This window comes from Dehalococcoides mccartyi (genome assembly GCF_001889305.1).
In the GTDB taxonomy this organism is placed as follows: Bacteria; Chloroflexota; Dehalococcoidia; order Dehalococcoidales; family Dehalococcoidaceae; genus Dehalococcoides; species Dehalococcoides mccartyi_A.
In genome coordinates, this window is sequence record NZ_CP013074.1 from 545,220 (window position 1) to 561,345 (window position 16,126).

Genomic DNA, 16,126 nt, shown 5'->3' on the forward strand with positions numbered 1-16,126 from the left:
ATTATTCAGCCAGATTAAGTTCTTTAGCCAGCCTCAGGGTGAATAGGTCTGTCATACCCGCAATATAATCAACAACCCTCTGTTCAGGTTTATCAGACAGGGCTATATATTCCATGGGCAGCAAATCCTGATGGTCTACCAGATATTTGTATAACAAACGGACTATTTCCCTTTCATGTTCGGCCTTACGGTCTTTGCTCTGATATACCTGTTCAAACAGGAAATCCCGAAGGGTATTGCTGGCACTCAGCACCTTGTTGCTCATGGTAACTTCCGGCTCCGCACCGGGAATCAGCCCTGTGCATGACCACGAACTTTTTATAATATCACACACCATGGTGTTTATCCGCTGGGAATGGCTGTTGCCCAGCACCGAAACCGCACCCAGCGGCAGGTCATTTGCTTTGATAATGCCTGCCCGGATAGAGTCCAGGATGTCATGGTTTATATAGGCAACCGCATCTGCAATCCGGCAAATCTGCCCTTCAAAAGTTGCGGCCTTGTTATGCACTTCCCCGAGTATGTTTGAGCGTGACTTAGAGTGGTTGAGTATGCCATCACGTACTTCAAAGCTTAGGTTAAGGCCATGCCCGTTTTTTTCCAGCAGGTCCACCACCCGAAGGCTCTGTTCGTTATGGTGAAAACCTTTAGTATAAAGCTCGTTTAAAACCTCTTCGCCGGCATGTCCAAAAGGGGTATGTCCCAGATCATGTCCCAGGCAAATGGCTTCGGTCAGGTCTTCGTTAAGGTTGAGCGCCCGGGCAATAGTCCGGGCTATCTGGGTAACCTCTAGCGTATGAGTAAGGCGGGTCACAAAGTGGTCACCCAAAGGGGCAATGAAGACCTGGGTTTTGTGCTTTAAGCGGCGAAAGGCCTTGGAATGTATAATCCGGTCCCGGTCACGCTGGAAACAGGTGCGAACCGGGTCCGGATCTTCTGCTTTTTGCCTGCCACGGGAAAGGCGGCTTTTAACCGCGTAAGGGGAGAGGTTCTCCTCTCTTGCTTCAATGCGCTCCCTTATGCGAAGCTCGCTAATCATTTAATCTTTAATTTGGCCTCTGCCTTGGCAATAATCTCGCGGGTAGTGCCTATCATGTCAGGACTGACAGAAACCGAGGTTATGCCCCAGGAGACCAGCTTTTCAGTCAGTTCAGGGTAAACCGAAGGTGCCTGTCCGCAGATGGAGGCGGTAATACCGCGGCGGGCAGCGGTGGTAACGGCTTTTTCCAGGGCTACCAAAACTGCTTCATTGCGTTCGTCAAAGGTTTCGCGCAGCATTTCGCTGTCACGGTCAACACCAAGTATCAGCTGGGTGAGGTCATTTGAACCTATGGAAATGCCATCTATACCGGCATCAATAAACTTGTCAATCAGGAAGATATTGGAGGGTACTTCCACCATCATCCAGAGTTTGAAATCAGGCCCTCTTTTCAGCCCCTCATCTTCAAGTATCTGTTTTACTTTTTTCAGCTCATCTACGGTACGGACAAAGGGAAGCATAACGTAGACATTCGGATAGTCCTTGCGTACCCGCTTGATGGCTTCGATTTCCATCTTGAATACTTCAATATCTTTAATATAGCGGGAAACACCGCGGTACCCCAGCATGGGGTTTTCTTCCTGGCCTTCATATTTATCGCCGCCCAGCAGATCACGGTATTCGTTAGTCTTAAAGTCATTGGTGCGGTAGACTACCGGTCGGGGATGGAACGCTTTGGCGAAGGACAAAACACCTTCGTATACCTGCTGGATATATTCTTCCTGCTGGCCCATTTCTATCATGTAGCGGGGGTGTTTGCCTATCTGGCTGAATATAAATTCAGCTCTCAGTAGACCTACTCCATCTACATTGCGGGCGGCTACTTTATCAGCCAGTTCAGGCTGGGCTAAGTTTACATAAACGCGGGTTTTGGTGCGGATAGCTTCACGTACTATAGAAGCTATGCTGCTGGTTTTTACGTTGCGGGTTACCTTACCGTTATAAACCTTGCCGTGAGTACCGTCAACGGTAATCATCTGGCCGTTCTTAAGCAGTTTGGTGGCTTCACCGGTACCTACCACGCAGGGGATACCCAGTTCACGGCTGACAATGGCAGCGTGGGAGGTGCGTCCGCCGCGGTTGGTTACAATGGCAGCGGCCCGTTTCATGGCGGGTACAAAGTCAGGGGTGGTCATTTCGGCTACCAGAATATCCCCCTGATTTACCAGATCTATTTCGGAGGGATCTTGAAGCACTTTGACTTCGCCGGTAGCCAGACCGGGTGAAGCGGCCGCACCCTGCAGCAGAATGGGTGCTTCAATCTCGGGTTCCAGTTCACTGGCATCTTTCAGTGCGGTAACAGGGCGGGACTGGACAATGTAAATTTCGTTTTCTTCTTTTGCCCATTCAATATCCTGAGGGCCGCTGTAGTGCTTCTCAATAAGCATGGCCAGTTTGGCCAGTGTAATAATATCGTCTTCGGTAATCTTTTGCTGTTCCTGCTTGGCTGAGGGTACCGGTTGCCAGTAATTGTTGCCGGATTCATCTTCGGCGCCTGAAGCTGAATTGCCGTTTTTGCGTACCAGCCGCCTTTCCTGATGGCTGATAGTCCTTGAAAGAACCGACGGCCCTTCTTTATCTATAATATAAAGGTCCGGTGTAATTTCCCCTGACACCAGACCTTCTCCCAGACCGTATATGGCTTCAATTACTATTTTAGTGGGGTCTGAAGTGATGGGTTCAATAGTGAAGCAGACACCGGAAGCCTGTGACTGTACCATTTTTTGTACCGGTACGGCGATGCCAACCTGCAGGTGGTCAAAGTTTTGCTGTACCCTGTAGTAAATAGCTCTGGCCTCAAACAAAGAAGCCCAGCATTTCTGAACAGCCTTAACAACTTCGTCACCGCCCTCTATATTAAGGTAGGTGCTTTGCTGGCCGGCAAAAGACGCTTCCGGCAAATCCTCAGCCGTAGCTGATGACCGTACTGCTACCAAGCCTTGCCCCATTTTCTCATATGCAACCTTAATCTGGGTGGCAAGTTCGGCAGGCAGGGGGGTGGAGAGAATCATTTCCTTTACGATGTTAGCAACAGCTGCAAGTTGTTTGGAATCATTGATATCCAGTGACTCAAGAGCCTTGCTGATGGACGGGCGAAGGTTTGAGCTGTTTATGAAGTCAAAATAGGCATTGGCTGTTACGATATAACCGGGAGGTACAGGGATACCGGCGCCGGTCATTTCGCCTAAATTAGCGCCTTTACCGCCGACCAGAGGGATATCGTTCTTCGTAACTTCGTTAAACCAGACAATAGCCTCATGACCTTTTTGCATTAGTAGATCTCCTTCATCTATGACGGTTCAGGTAGTTTATGATAGCACACCCAGACATTTAAAATCATTATTCTGGAGCTATGTATTATTCCATAAACTCACCCATCTTTGCAAAGTTTTGCTTGAGAAATATTAAGATAGCTTAGAGGGATGTAGAGTATTAAGGATTTGGGCTAATATGTCTACAATACTGTCAGAGGTCATAGATTGTTATAGATAGGTACGCAAATTGACACTCCATTTCTTTGGGGGTAGAATTCATGGTACGCCGTCAGGCAAACTTAGGAGGCAGATAATAATATGATAGAAATGACGATAGACAGCATAAGGGTTAGCCTGATGAATTATCAGAGGGTAGTTTTGCTTAAGGAAAAGACCTCTGACCGTTATCTGCCTATTTGGATTGGTACAGCTGAGGCTGAGGCTATTGCAGTTAAGCTGCAGGGGGTGGCAGTTCCCCGCCCTTTGACCCATGACCTCCTCGGTACAGTTATAGATGTGCTGGGTGCAAAGGTACGCTCCATAGTGGTAGATGACCTGAAAAATGACACTTTTTACGCTAAGATATTATTAGAGGTAGACAGCGAGCAAATGGAAATAGATTGCCGCCCGTCAGATGCTCTGGCACTTGCGGTAAGGGTGAATGTACCTATATATGCGGCTGACAGTGTACTGGAAAAAGCCAGCATCATGCTGGACCGCGAACAGGATAAACGGGCGATGGACGAAATGGATTTGCCCGAACCACCCGCCGGCGGCAAGGGTGAAAAGACCCGTAAGGCCAGTGACGAAGAGATTAAAAGGCTGTCAGCTTTCCGTGATTTTGTAGATAACCTGGACCTTGAGGATTTTGACAAGCGTAAATCCTGAGAAGTATTAATACACAGCAGTTTTCTTGACCTAAAGAACTAATTCTGGTATGCTACTTTGCGTTTTGAGGCTGTAATGAACAAATGGGGTACAGGTCTTCAGTATCTTGGTTTGGGCTGGTATATTGCCCTTGTCATATTGCTGGGGACTCTGGGCGGCAGATGGCTGGACGAGACTTTTGGTCTTTCACCCCTGTTCTTACTGATCGGTCTTTTAAGCGGAGTTTTTCTGGCCTTTTACGGCGTTTATCGGTTGCTGCCGAAGATAACTAACAACGGTAAAGGGAATTGACAGTGCCAAAGAAAAAGATTTTAGGTATGCCCATGCCGGTATTCTGGCCAGTAATGATAGCTATACTGGCAATTTTAGCGGTCGGTTTCCTGTCCGGCCCTATAGGTGTCGCCCTCTTTGGTGATCTTGGATTTCCTGACTGGATGAAAATTACCACCCCTAAGCCGGAGCTTCCGGCAGCCGAGCTTTTCAGTATTGGTCCTGTAGTAATTACTAATACTATCCTTACCGCATGGATTACCATTCTGGTGCTGGTGGGTCTGAGTATTGCTGCCACCCGCAAAATGAAACTCGTTCCCGGTCGTCTTCAGGGTGCTTTGGAGATGGTGCTTAGCTGGATTTACAATATGTGTGTCGATGCTGCCGGTGAGAAATTCGGACGTAAGTTTTTCCCTCTGGTTGCTACTATCTTCCTTTTTATCATAGTAAATGCATGGATGAACCTTTTACCCGGTTACAATACCATATTTATAGAGCTGGGCAACGGCCACGAAGCTCACTTGCTCCGTGGTGCTAACACCGATATTAACCTGCCTCTGGCTTTGGCTGCCATCACCTTTTTTATGGTGGAGTACTGGGGCATCAAAACCCTGGGCGGTTTTCATTATCTCAGCAAATTTTTCAACTTCAAACCCCTTATAAATGCCTTCAGACACAAAGAAGGGGTAATCGGTATATTTAACGGCTTTATTACTATCTTTGTGGGTTTACTGGAATTTTTCTTGGAGTTTGTCCGTATCATCAGCCTGACCTTCCGTCTTTTCGGCAATATGATAGGCGGCGAAATCCTTATACTTATGATTACGTTCCTTGCGCCGTTCATTATCGGCATACCTTTCTATGGTCTTGAAATGCTGGTAGGTTTCGTACAGGCGCTGGTGTTCTGCAACTTGGCTCTGGTCTTCTCCCTGATAGCGGTTACGCCTCACGGGGAAGAAAATCATTAATTCAGTATTATGCAATTAGAACAAGGGAGGAAAAACAATAGTGGAAGCTGATGTAATCAAACTCTTAGCGGCTGGCTTGGCAATGGGTCTGGGTGCAATTGGCCCTGGTATCGGTGTAGGTATTCTGGGTTTTGGTGCTTTGCAGGCTATCGGCCGCAATCCTGAAGCCAAGGGTTCTATCTTTACCAACATGATCCTTTTGGTGGCTTTCGCTGAGTCCATCGCCATCTTTGCGCTGGTTATCTCTATCGTACTTATTTTCGTTGCCTAAGGGGCATAATACAGGAGGAAACCGGTGGAAAAACTGGCAGAACTGGGAATAAATATACCTTCTTTCATAGCCCAGATTGTAAACTTCGGTTTACTCTTAGGTCTGCTGTATCTGTTTGCCTATAAACCCATTCTGGCCAAACTTGACGAGCGTTCTGCCCGTATCAAGGAAAGCATGGAACGGACAGACCAGGTAAAGGAACAGGCCCAACGGGCGGAAGAAGAGTTTAAAAAGAAGATTGGCGAAGCCAGCCAGCAGGGTCAGCTGGTGATTGAACGGGCTGTGAAGACCGGTGATGAAATCCGCCAGAAGGCCATAGAGGAAGCTAAGGCTGAAGCTGAAGCTATGCTTAGCCGCGCCCGGACTGAAATACGTCAGGAACGTGATGAGGTAGTGGACCAGCTGCGCAAGGAATTTGCCGAACTGACCATTTTGGCGGCCGGCAAGGTTATTGACCAATCTTTAGATAAAAAAGCGCATCAGGCGCTGATTGACAGTGTGCTTGAAAATAGCACCAACCTGCGAAAAAATTAAAAGAGAGCAACGGAGAAGCAGTGGCCAAAAGAGTTTATGCTATAGCCATGCGTTATGCGCAGGCATTATACGAACTGGCTAAGGAGCAAAAGTCTCTGGATAAGTGGCAGGAAGATTTACAGGATCTTTCCAGCCTTACAGAGGATGCTTCGGTTGCTGAGTTTCTCAGCAACCCCAAAATTGCCTCTGCCAGAAAACACAAGGTCCTTGCCAAGCTGAGTAATATAGACCCGCTGATGCTGAACCTGGTGGATATGCTGGTGGCTACCCGCAGGCTGGGTATCATGAGGGCTGTTTCAGGTGAGTACAACCGTTTGCTGAATGAGGCCAGAGGGGTGGAGGATGCTATTGTAACCACTGCCAAGCCTTCCAGCGAAGCGGATATTGAAATAATCAGACAGCAGTTAAGCAAGATAACCGGGAAAAAGATAAATGTAGTAACTGCAACAGACCCCGGCTTGATAGCTGGTCTGAAAGCCAGAATCGGGGATAAACTGATAGATGGTTCTGTCAGTCGGAGGCTGGTCTTACTGCAAAACGAAATCAGTCAGGGACGTATTTGATAACCCTCAGGAGGTGGCGTAATTGAGCGCACGTGGTCAAGATATAGTATCTATTATTAAAGAGCAGATAAAAGAATTCGGTGCTCCGGTTAGCATGACCAGCGTCGGTTCGGTTATCGAAGTAGGCGATGGCATCGCCCGTATTCATGGTCTTTCCAATGCCAAGTACAACGAACTTTTGGAATTCCCCGGCGGTGTTATGGGCATTGCCCTTAACCTTGAAGAAGACAGCGTTGCAGCTGTTATTCTGGGCGAAGATTCCAATATTAAAGAAGGCGACGAAGTAAAGGCTACCGGTCGTATTTCTGAAATTACGGTTGGTAAAGGTATGATTGGCCGCGTTGTAGACCCTTTAGGCCGCCCTCTGGACGGCAAAGGCCCTATCAAGGCTGAATCAACCCGCCCCCTTGAGCGTATCGCCCCTAACGTGGTTGACCGTAAATCAGTAAACACTCCGGTTCAGACAGGTATCAAAGCTATTGATGCCATGATACCCATCGGCCGCGGTCAGCGTGAGCTGATTATTGGTGACCGTTCAACCGGTAAAACCGCCATTGCTCTGGATACCATTATTAACCAGAAGGGCGGGGATCTGGTTTGTATTTATGTGGCTATCGGACAGAAGGCTTCCAAAGTAGCCCGTACGGTAGCTTTGCTTGAGCAGTACGGTGCTATGGAGCATACTATCGTGGTTGCGGCAAACTCTTCTGACGCAGTAGCTTTGCAGTATCTGGCACCTTATGCCGGCTGCGCTATCGGTGAAGAGTTTATGGAACAGGGTCAAGATGCCTTGGTGGTTTATGATGACCTGACCAAGCATGCCTGGGCTTATCGCCAGCTTTCACTCCTTCTGCGTCGCCCGCCCGGCCGTGAGGCTTATCCGGGTGATGTATTCTACCTGCACAGCCGTTTGTTGGAACGGGCTGCCAGACTTAATGACAAGCTTGGCGGCGGTTCGCTGACCGCTTTGCCCATTATTGAAACTCAGGCCGGAGACGTTTCGGCTTATGTACCTACCAACGTTATTTCCATTACGGATGGACAGATTTATCTTGAACCGGATATGTTTAACGCCGGTATCCGACCCGCGGTTAACGTGGGTATATCGGTGTCACGCGTGGGTTCAAGCGCTCAGACCAAGGCCATGAAGAAGGTTGCCAGCAAACTGAAGATGGATATGGGTCAGTATCGTGAATTGGCTGCTTTTGCCCAGTTCGGTACTTCCGAACTTGATAAAGCTACCCGTATGCAGCTGGAGCGCGGTCAAAGAATCACCGAGGTACTCAAACAGGGTCAGTACCAGCCGTTGCCCATGGCTAATCAGGTTGCTATCCTGTATGCCGTGCTGAACGGGTATCTTGACAGTATAGAAGTTGAAAAAGTACGTGATTTTGAGAGCGGGTTCTATCGCTTCCTCGAAGCGAACTATGCTTCGGTGCTGAACAATATTACCAAGGAAAATGCTATCTCTGCTGAAACCGAGACAGCCCTTAAGACCGCTTTGGATGATTATAAGAAGGGTTTAGTAGCATAAATTTCGAACCTGGCGGGAAGTTAAATGGCTAATATAAGAATAATAAAAAGGCGTATCCGCAGTGTCCGTAATATAGCCAAGATTACCAGGGCTATGGAAATGATTGCGGCCTCTAAAATGAAAAAGGCCCAGGAACGCGGTCTGGCTGGTAGGTCTTACAGTGAAAAAATCACCGAGGTTATTGCCGCTTTAGCGGCTCTACCCCAGAGCGGTGAAGTTTTGCACCCCTTGCTTGAACGCAGACCGGTCAAAAAGATAGCCGTACTTCACATAACTCCTGACCGGGGTCAGTGCGGCGGTTTGGTTGCAAATATCAACCGCAAGACCGGTACTTTCATAATGGAGCAAAAAGTTCCGGTGTCTGCCGTAGTTGTAGGGCGTAAGGGCGTGGATTTTATCCGCCGTATCAAACAGCAAATGCGGGCAGAGTTTATAAATTTGGGTGACAAGCCCGGTTATCTGGACACGCTTCCCATTTCCAGAGTTATTATGGATGACTTTATGAGCGGGGAGATCGACCAGGTATTTATTTCCTACACCCAGTTTGTAAGTACCGCCCTGCAGAAGCCTGTTCTTGAGCAGCTTTTGCCGGTAGTGCCGCTGGAATTGCCTCCCGGCCAGAATCTGGAATATATTTACGAGCCGGAATCGGCTACTGTTTTAAATTCGCTTTTACCCCGTTTTGTTGAGATGAGTGTTTATCATGCCATTCTGGAGTCTATTGCCTCAGAGCAGTCAGCCCGGATGGTTGCCATGCGCAATGCTACTGATAATGCCAAAGAGGTTATCGGGGAGCTTACACTTATTTACAACAAGGCTCGTCAGGAATCTATCACTAATGAGCTTTTGGACATCGTCGGCGGAGCTGCCGCGCTGGCCTAATTCTAGGAGGATATAATGGCAAACGGAAAGGTTATACAGGTAATTGGTTCGGTTGTTGACGTAGAGTTTTCGGCAGATTCCATGCCGGCTCTGTTTAATGCGTTGGAAATTCCCCGTGATAACGGCAAAATGGTGCTGGAAGTGCAGTCACACGTCGGTAACAACCGCGTAAAGTGCCTTTCCTTTACTCCTACCGATGGTCTGGAGCGCGGCGCCGAGGTTATTGATACCAAAAGACCGCTTTCGGTTCCGGTAGGCCGTAATACTTTGGGGCGTATTTTTAACGTGCTCGGTGAACCTCTGGATAACAGGGGTGATGTAAAATCTGAAAAGACTATGCCTATTCACCGCTCGGCTCCCGCTATGGACGAGCTGGAATCTTCCGCTCAGGTATTGGAAACGGGTCTTAAAGTTGTTGACCTGATTGCGCCCTTTGCCCGCGGCGGTAAGATCGGCGCTTTAGGTGGTGCAGGTGTAGGCAAGACCGTTCTTATTCAGGAACTTATACGTAACATTGCTACCGAGCACGAAGGTTTTTCAGTTTTTGCCGGTGTAGGTGAACGTTCCCGCGAAGGTAATGACCTTTGGCATGAAATGGAAGACTCAGGCGTGCTTCCCAAGACTACCATGGTATTCGGTCAGATGAATGAGCTTCCCGCAGTACGTCTGCGTATTGCTCTTACCGGTCTTACCATGGCCGAATATTTCCGTGATGAAGAAAGACAGGACGTGCTTCTGTTTATTGACAATATCTATCGTTATACCCTGGCTGGTATGGAAGTATCCGCCCTTTTAGGACGTATGCCTTCTGCTGTAGGTTATCAGCCCACTCTGGCCACTGAAATGGGTGCTCTGCAGGAGCGCATTGCTTCTACCAAACAGGGTTCAATCACCTCATTCCAGGCTGTGTACGTACCGGCAGATGACTATACCGATCCCGGTGTAGTCGCCACTTTCGGTCATCTGGATGCTATGATTGCCCTTGAGCGTTCACTGGCCGAACAGGCTCTTTATCCGGCTGTAGATCCGCTGGCTTCCAATTCCCGCATACTTGACCCTCAGGTAGTGGGTGAGGAACATTATAAAGTAGCCCGTGACGTTCAGAAGGTTCTTCAGCGCTATAAGGATCTTCAGGATGTTATCGCTATCCTGGGTATGGAAGAACTTTCTGAAGAAGACAAACTGACTGTTGCCCGTGCCCGCCGAATTCAGCGTTTCCTGACTCAACCTATGTTTGTTTCAGAGGTATTTACCGGCCGTCCCGGTCAGTATGTATCTTTGGCTGAAACTATTCGCGGGTTTAAGGAAATTCTTGAGGGTAAGCATGACAGTTTGCCTGAACAGGCTTTCTATATGGTAGGCACTATTGATGATGCCGTGGCCGAAGCCAAAAAGCTAAGCGCGGTCTAAGTATTATATCTGGCAGGTAAAAAATTGGCTAAATTAAAGCTGGACATAGTTACTGCGGAACGGTCGGTATTTTCCGAAGAGGTAGATGTGGTGGTTGCCCCCGGTATTGAGGGTGAAATGGCCATACTGCCTCATCATGCCCCGCTGATGACAGCTTTGCAGGCTGGGGAACTCAAGGCTAAAATCGGCTCTGAGGAATATTCTATGGTGGTTTCCGGCGGTTTCCTTGAGGTACGGCCTGACAGGGTAATCGTGTTGGCAGATAGTGCTGAACGGGCAGAGGAAATTGATATTGCCCGGGCTGCCGAGGCCAAGAAGAGGGCTGAAGCCCGCATGGCTGACAAATACGAACCTGGTATGCTGGCTGCCGAAACAGAAGCTTCACTGCGACGGGCTATGATACGCCTGAAGGTAGCCGAAAAACGGCGGAAACACCCCCAAGTCTAGTTGGTACAACTCTGCAAATGATAAAAGCCCCTTTAACAAGGGGCTTTTTGTTTGGGCTGACAAACTGACAACTAGTCAAGCAAACCGGGAATGGGGTCAATAATCATTTTATCGGTCTGCAGGTTTATCTCCTTGACTACATCCTTGACCGCCGGTATCAGGGCTTCTTTAGCACCGTAACTGATTACGTATATGTCATTAGATGGCATATGGAGTATTTCCTTTATCTGCCCAATCTTCTCCCCCGACAAGCCTACAACTTCTAGCCCTATCAGCTGGAAATCATAGTAAACACCTTCAGGCAGTTTTTTTAAGGCGGAGAACGGTATTTCCACTGGAGCACCGATAAGCTCCTCTGCGGCATCAATATCGGTTATTTCGCTCAGGTGAATAACAGCCTGGGCTTTCTGCCAGCTTGTCTGGCTGACAGTATAGGCTGTGCGTCTTATCAGCAGTTTATTTCCGATATCAAAGCGTTCAGGGAAATCAGTCAGCACACCTATTTTAAGGCCGCCGTTCATTCCCCATATCCCCAGTACTTTACCTATTAAAATGTATTCTTCTTGAGCCATTTCTTTCACATATTAATAAGGCCAACCCGAACCGCGGCACCGGGCCGGGGGAGGGGTTGACCTTAGATAGACCTTGGCTTGTTATTTAACTAAAGAATTTCAAGACGGGCGCGTTTACCAGCTTTCGCAGCTTTGACCCGAATGAGGGTGCGCATTGCCTGAGCAATCCTGCCCTGCTTGCCGATAATCCTGCCCTTATCTACATCGGCTACCTTCAGAGTCAGCTTGATGCCTTCTTCTTCAGGTTCCTCTGTCACTACTACATCATTTGGCTCGTCAGCTAGCGATTTGGCGATGTACTCGACAAGTTCTTTCATGGGATCTCCTTCTGTTTAGTTAGAATTAACGACGCCGGCCTTTTTCAAAAGGCGGGCAACCGTATCCGTAGGTTGAGCACCTTTACCAATCCAGTAGAGGGCTTTTTCGGCGTTTATGACCACAGTTTCAGGATTAGTCATGGGGTTGTAGGTGCCGACAATGTCCGTATAAGTGGCATCACGCGGCGAACGGGCCTCAGTTACGATTATCCGGTAGCAAGGTTTCTTGGGGGCTCCGATACGAGTGAGTCTGATTTTCAACATGATTGTTTACCGCTTTACCTTTTTTGCTGGTATTATGACTTATCGTAGCCAAGCTGTCAAATGTGCCTTTGGTACTGGCTAGCCCCAAAAGAGGATAAATATATACAAATTATCTCTGTAGTTATCTAAAAATATTAGATATAATATGAATGTGAAAATTAAAAAACTTCATAATTGGGATATGACACCCGCTCAGGCAATAGTTCTCCAGCGTGAACTTGCCCAAAAAGTGTCTGCTTGCGGCACTCTTTCTGATATTCATCTGGTTGCCGGAGCAGATGTCTGGTACAGCCGCACTTCAGGTATGGGCAGGGCGGCGGTAGTGGTGCTTAGCTATCCTGATATGCAGTTGATGGAAATAAGCCGTTCCGAAGGGGATTGCCATATTCCTTATATACCCGGTTTATTATCTTTCAGGGAGATGCCGCTTCTTTTATCCGCTTTTGAGGGATTGGAAAGTATACCTGATTTGGTATTTATGGACGGGCAGGGGCTGGCCCATCCCAGACGGCTTGGGATTGCTTCGCATTTGGGATTGTTTTTAAATAAACCGGTAATAGGCTGTGCTAAAAACCGTTTGGTGGGTGAATATACCGCTTTAGCCGAGGCAGCTGGAAGTCACTCTGATTTGTATCATAACAACCAACTGGTAGGACGGGTGGTACGCACTCGTAAGGGGGTAAACCCTTTGTTTATATCCGTAGGGCACAAAATTTGCCTTGAGGAAGCTTGCAGCTGGGTTGTAGAGTGTTGCCGTGGTTACCGGCTGCCTGAACCGATACGGCAAGCTCATCTGGCGGCTGCCGAGTTGATTTAAAAACCCTCTCCGGTATTATCATATAAGCCTATAAATGGTATTCTATATAATATGGATTTGGGCGTGCCGTCTAACCGTACACTGTTTTTAGCGTTATATTAAAAGAGGTATTATGCAAGATATATTAAGTGAACTTAAGGGCCGCATTCTTTCTGATATGGTGCGACTTTGACGTTTCTGCTAAAGAACTGGAGATAACCGAACTGGAAAATGCCTCCGCCAGCCCTGATTTCTGGCAGGACCAGCAAAATGCCCAAAGGGCCATGAAAAAACTGGCTGCCAACAAGCGCACTTCAGAACTTTGGCGGGGTTTGGAACGGCGTGTAAACGATCTTACTGAACTTGCGGTATTGTCATATGAAGACCCGTCTTTAAGTAACGAGATAGAACATGAAATAAGCGGTCTTACTGCCGAACTGAACAGCCTGGAAGTAGGCTTGGCTTTTTCCGGCCAGTATGATAACCGAAATGCTCTGCTTACGGTGCATGCCGGGGCGGGCGGGGTGGAATCTCAGGATTGGGCAGGTATGTTGCTGCGGATGTTTATGCGCTGGGCTGAAAAAAAGGGGTTTGGCATGGAAATACTTGACCAAAGCCTCGGTGAGGAAGCGGGCGTAAAGAGCGCAACTCTGCAGATAGATGGTGAATATGCTTACGGTTTTCTGAAAAGCGAACACGGGGTTCACCGCCTCATTAGGCTTTCTCCCTTTGATGCCGACCATGCACGACATACGTCATTTGCTTTGGTAGAGATTATGCCCGAAGCTGAAGACAGTGTGGATATTGACATAAAACCGGAAGACATAAAAATTGAGATGTTCCGTTCAAGTGGTCCTGGCGGGCAGAATGTTCAGAAAGTTTCAACCGCAGTACGGATTACCCACATACCTTCAGGGATTGTAGTTGCCAGCCAAACCGAGCGCAGCCAGCATCAGAACCGTGAAATTGCCATGCGGATACTGGCATCCAAACTGCTGGCGGTAGAGATTGCCAAGCGGGCGGAAGAACGCGCCAAGCTTAAAGGAGAACGTATTTCTGCCGAATGGGGAAACCAGATACGCAGTTACGTCCTTCACCCCTATAAGATGGTCAAGGATCACCGCACGGATTATGAGGTAGGTAATGCTGAAACTGTGCTGGAAGGTGAACTGGACGGGTTTATAAATGCTTATCTTCGGCAGAATATAGGAAGGGAAGAATGAAAAAACAGTTTTTGGCGCTGGGGCTTATACTGGGAATACTGCTGGGCGGTTTGTTTCCGGCTGATGCCAGTGCTCAAAGCTCTATTACTATAGATAAAAGTAATGTAAATGTTACTTTCCCCAGCAATATAGGCTTTAGTATAACAGCCAGCAGTACCAGCAATATTACCGATATACGGCTGTTTTATACTGTTGACCGCAAAAGTTTTTCAGAGGTATACAGCGAATCTGTCTTGAAGTTTACTCCAGCGCCTACGGTAAGCACGTCGTATTCCTGGGATATGCGCTATACCGGCGGCATGCCGCCAGGTGCCCGTGTAAATTATTGGTACCGTATAACAAATGAGGATGGAGATATCCTTGTAAGCCCAATCCAGACACTTGTATATGCAGATGCCCGTTTTGACTGGCAGAGTATTTCAGAGGGTATGCTGGAACTATACTGGTATAATGGTGACCAGTCTTTTGCAGATGAACTTATGGAGTCAGCGCAAGCAGCGCTTGTGCGCCTTGCGGCAGATACCGGTGCAGAACTGCAGGACAAGATTACACTGTATATTTATGCCAGTTCTTCAGACCTTCAAAGTGCCATGGTATTCCCTTCTGAATGGACAGGCGGGGTGGCTTATCCGGATTTCAATGTGATAGCTATAGGTATCGCACCTTATGATATTGATTGGGGCAAAAGGGCTATCACTCATGAGCTAGCTCACCAGGTAACCAACCAAATGACTTCCAACCCGTACGGGGATTTGCCTGTGTGGCTGAATGAAGGCATTTCCATGTATGCCGAAGGCAATCTGGAAGCAGTGTATGTAAATTATCTTACATGGGCTATTAGTCAGGATAAACTTATTTCTGTTCAAAGCCTGTGCAGCCCGTTTTCAGCCAATTCGGCAGATGCGTATTTGGCTTATGCCGAAAGTTTTACCCTGGTGAATTATCTCATTACCGGTTACGGTCCGGAAAAATTTTCAGATTTACTGCAAACATTCAGCCATGGTGCCGGTTATGATGAAGCGCTGCTGGCTGTTTATGGTTTTGATATACAGGATCTAAATATCCAGTGGCAGGCAGCTTTGAAAGGAGGCACTGTTGAAATCCAGCCGGTCAGGTCTATTAGTCTGACACCTGGTTTGGTAGTGTTATTTACGCTGGTGGGAAGTGGCAGTATTATAACTGCTTTCTGGTTATGGAGTAGCAGAGTTGTCTCTCGTTCCTAGCATACGTGATTTGCCGCTTGCCGAAAGGCCCAGAGAACGGCTTCAGTCTCTTGGGGCCGGAGTGCTTTCTTCTGCTGAACTGCTGGCGGTTATTTTGGGGCGGGGTGTGGCGGGTGAGCCTGTGCTGCAAAGTGCTCAGCGTTTGCTTGCCCATTTCGGCGGGCCGTCAGGTATAGCCTCTGCCTCGGTGGAGGAACTTTCAAAACTGAAAGGAATAGGTTTGGCAAAGGCCTGCCAGCTGAAGGCCGCTTTTGAACTGGCTAAACGGGCAGGGGGGATTAAAGGCGAATACCAGCCCTGTATCAAGACCCCGGAAGATGTTTTTCAAATAATATACCCGCTGGTATCGGACGCGAAAAAAGAATATTTTTTCTGTTTGATGCTGGATGTAAAAAGCAGGCTTATCAAGGTAGGGCATATATCTGCCGGCAGTTTAGATGAGAGTGTGGTTCATCCCCGCGAGGTTTTCAAAGAAGCGCTATCCGCTAGTGCCGCAACTGTAATACTGGCACACAACCATTCTTCCGGAGATACCGAGCCATCTCCAGATGATATCGGTCTGTCTGCCCGTTTGCGAGAGGCTGGCAGCATAATGGGGATAGAGGTACTTGACCATATCATAATAGGCAGACAAAGCTTTACCAGTTTAAAAAGACAGGGGCTTTTATAA

Annotated in this window: 19 protein-coding genes; 14 read left to right on the forward strand and 5 right to left on the reverse strand. The window is 48.0% G+C overall.

All coding sequences use genetic code 11. From position 1 onward, the window contains the following. Nucleotide 1: 1 nt before the first annotated feature. Nucleotides 2–1,039 (reverse strand): deoxyguanosinetriphosphate triphosphohydrolase, encoded by a 1,038-nt coding sequence (locus tag ASJ33_RS02940; protein WP_023652068.1) that lies wholly within the window; start codon nucleotides 1,037–1,039, stop codon nucleotides 2–4. Then, nucleotides 1,036–3,312, reverse strand: a complete 2,277-nt coding sequence (gene ppsA / locus ASJ33_RS02945) for a phosphoenolpyruvate synthase (protein ID WP_023652069.1) — start codon at nucleotides 3,310–3,312, stop codon at nucleotides 1,036–1,038. The genes ASJ33_RS02940 and ppsA overlap by 4 nt, the downstream gene beginning before the upstream one ends. Before the next feature lie 300 nt (nucleotides 3,313–3,612). Here ppsA and ASJ33_RS02950 point away from each other — a divergent pair, with 300 nt between their 5' ends. The 10 genes from ASJ33_RS02950 (at nucleotide 3,613) to ASJ33_RS02995 (ending at nucleotide 11,061) form a co-directional block, all read left to right on the forward strand. Further along, entirely contained in the window at nucleotides 3,613–4,182 is a 570-nt protein-coding gene (locus tag ASJ33_RS02950; protein WP_012881815.1) for a bifunctional nuclease family protein, read from the forward strand. Nucleotides 4,183–4,257: 75 nt separating this feature from the next. After that, nucleotides 4,258–4,473, forward strand: coding sequence for an AtpZ/AtpI family protein (locus ASJ33_RS02955; RefSeq protein WP_236886629.1), 216 nt, complete (start codon nucleotides 4,258–4,260; stop codon nucleotides 4,471–4,473). 2 nt (nucleotides 4,474–4,475) lie between these two features. Further along, a complete protein-coding gene (locus tag ASJ33_RS02960; protein ID WP_041330731.1) occupies nucleotides 4,476–5,420 on the forward strand; it encodes a F0F1 ATP synthase subunit A in 945 nt (314 codons plus the stop codon). Nucleotides 5,421–5,460: 40 nt separating this feature from the next. Then, the gene (gene atpE, locus ASJ33_RS02965) at nucleotides 5,461–5,691 is read left to right on the forward strand and encodes an ATP synthase F0 subunit C (RefSeq protein ID WP_010936335.1); all 231 of its coding nucleotides are present in this window, start codon (nucleotides 5,461–5,463) and stop codon (nucleotides 5,689–5,691) included. A 24-nt stretch (nucleotides 5,692–5,715) separates the two neighbouring features. Next, entirely contained in the window at nucleotides 5,716–6,225 is a 510-nt protein-coding gene (gene atpF, locus ASJ33_RS02970; protein ID WP_041330732.1) for a F0F1 ATP synthase subunit B, read from the forward strand. A gap of 20 nt (nucleotides 6,226–6,245) precedes the next feature. Beyond that, nucleotides 6,246–6,788 (forward strand): ATP synthase F1 subunit delta, encoded by a 543-nt coding sequence (atpH, locus tag ASJ33_RS02975; RefSeq protein WP_010936337.1) that lies wholly within the window; start codon nucleotides 6,246–6,248, stop codon nucleotides 6,786–6,788. 22 nt (nucleotides 6,789–6,810) lie between these two features. Beyond that, nucleotides 6,811–8,322 (forward strand): F0F1 ATP synthase subunit alpha, encoded by a 1,512-nt coding sequence (gene atpA, locus ASJ33_RS02980; protein ID WP_012881820.1) that lies wholly within the window; start codon nucleotides 6,811–6,813, stop codon nucleotides 8,320–8,322. A 24-nt stretch (nucleotides 8,323–8,346) separates the two neighbouring features. Next, a complete protein-coding gene (gene atpG, locus ASJ33_RS02985; protein WP_041330734.1) occupies nucleotides 8,347–9,204 on the forward strand; it encodes an ATP synthase F1 subunit gamma in 858 nt (285 codons plus the stop codon). Nucleotides 9,205–9,219: 15 nt separating this feature from the next. Beyond that, nucleotides 9,220–10,614, forward strand: coding sequence for a F0F1 ATP synthase subunit beta (gene atpD / locus ASJ33_RS02990; RefSeq protein WP_023652075.1), 1,395 nt, complete (start codon nucleotides 9,220–9,222; stop codon nucleotides 10,612–10,614). 24 nt (nucleotides 10,615–10,638) lie between these two features. Beyond that, on the forward strand, nucleotides 10,639–11,061 hold the full coding sequence (locus tag ASJ33_RS02995; RefSeq protein WP_012881823.1) for a F0F1 ATP synthase subunit epsilon: 423 nt from the start codon (nucleotides 10,639–10,641) through the stop codon (nucleotides 11,059–11,061). A 71-nt stretch (nucleotides 11,062–11,132) separates the two neighbouring features. On the opposite strand, the gene rimM is transcribed toward ASJ33_RS02995, so the two are convergent. From rimM to rpsP, 3 genes are all read right to left on the reverse strand, one after another. Beyond that, nucleotides 11,133–11,633, reverse strand: coding sequence for a ribosome maturation factor RimM (gene rimM / locus ASJ33_RS03000; RefSeq protein ID WP_041331697.1), 501 nt, complete (start codon nucleotides 11,631–11,633; stop codon nucleotides 11,133–11,135). A gap of 89 nt (nucleotides 11,634–11,722) precedes the next feature. After that, complete coding sequence (locus ASJ33_RS03005) at nucleotides 11,723–11,950, reverse strand: KH domain-containing protein (RefSeq protein WP_010936343.1); 228 nt, start codon at nucleotides 11,948–11,950, stop codon at nucleotides 11,723–11,725. A gap of 15 nt (nucleotides 11,951–11,965) precedes the next feature. After that, nucleotides 11,966–12,214, reverse strand: coding sequence for a 30S ribosomal protein S16 (gene rpsP, locus ASJ33_RS03010; protein WP_012881826.1), 249 nt, complete (start codon nucleotides 12,212–12,214; stop codon nucleotides 11,966–11,968). A gap of 145 nt (nucleotides 12,215–12,359) precedes the next feature. Here rpsP and nfi point away from each other — a divergent pair, with 145 nt between their 5' ends. The 4 genes from nfi to radC all read left to right on the forward strand — a co-directional run bounded on the left by nfi (nucleotide 12,360) and on the right by radC (nucleotide 16,126). Then, nucleotides 12,360–13,031, forward strand: coding sequence for a deoxyribonuclease V (nfi, locus tag ASJ33_RS03015; RefSeq protein ID WP_041330735.1), 672 nt, complete (start codon nucleotides 12,360–12,362; stop codon nucleotides 13,029–13,031). Between the two features lie 112 nt (nucleotides 13,032–13,143). Beyond that, nucleotides 13,144–14,233 (forward strand): peptide chain release factor 2 gene (prfB, locus tag ASJ33_RS03020; protein ID WP_186003641.1). Its coding sequence is split into 2 segments (ribosomal slippage): nucleotides 13,144–13,200 and nucleotides 13,202–14,233, totalling 1,089 coding nucleotides; the frame shifts between segments, so codons are not numbered across the junction. After that, nucleotides 14,230–15,456, forward strand: a complete 1,227-nt coding sequence (locus ASJ33_RS03025; RefSeq protein WP_041330737.1) for a peptidase MA family metallohydrolase — start codon at nucleotides 14,230–14,232, stop codon at nucleotides 15,454–15,456. Before prfB ends, ASJ33_RS03025 begins: the two co-directional genes overlap by 4 nt. Then, nucleotides 15,440–16,126 carry a RadC family protein gene (gene radC / locus ASJ33_RS03030; protein ID WP_041330739.1) on the forward strand — a complete coding sequence of 229 codons (687 nt, stop codon included), beginning with the start codon at nucleotides 15,440–15,442 and terminating at the stop codon, nucleotides 16,124–16,126. Before ASJ33_RS03025 ends, radC begins: the two co-directional genes overlap by 17 nt.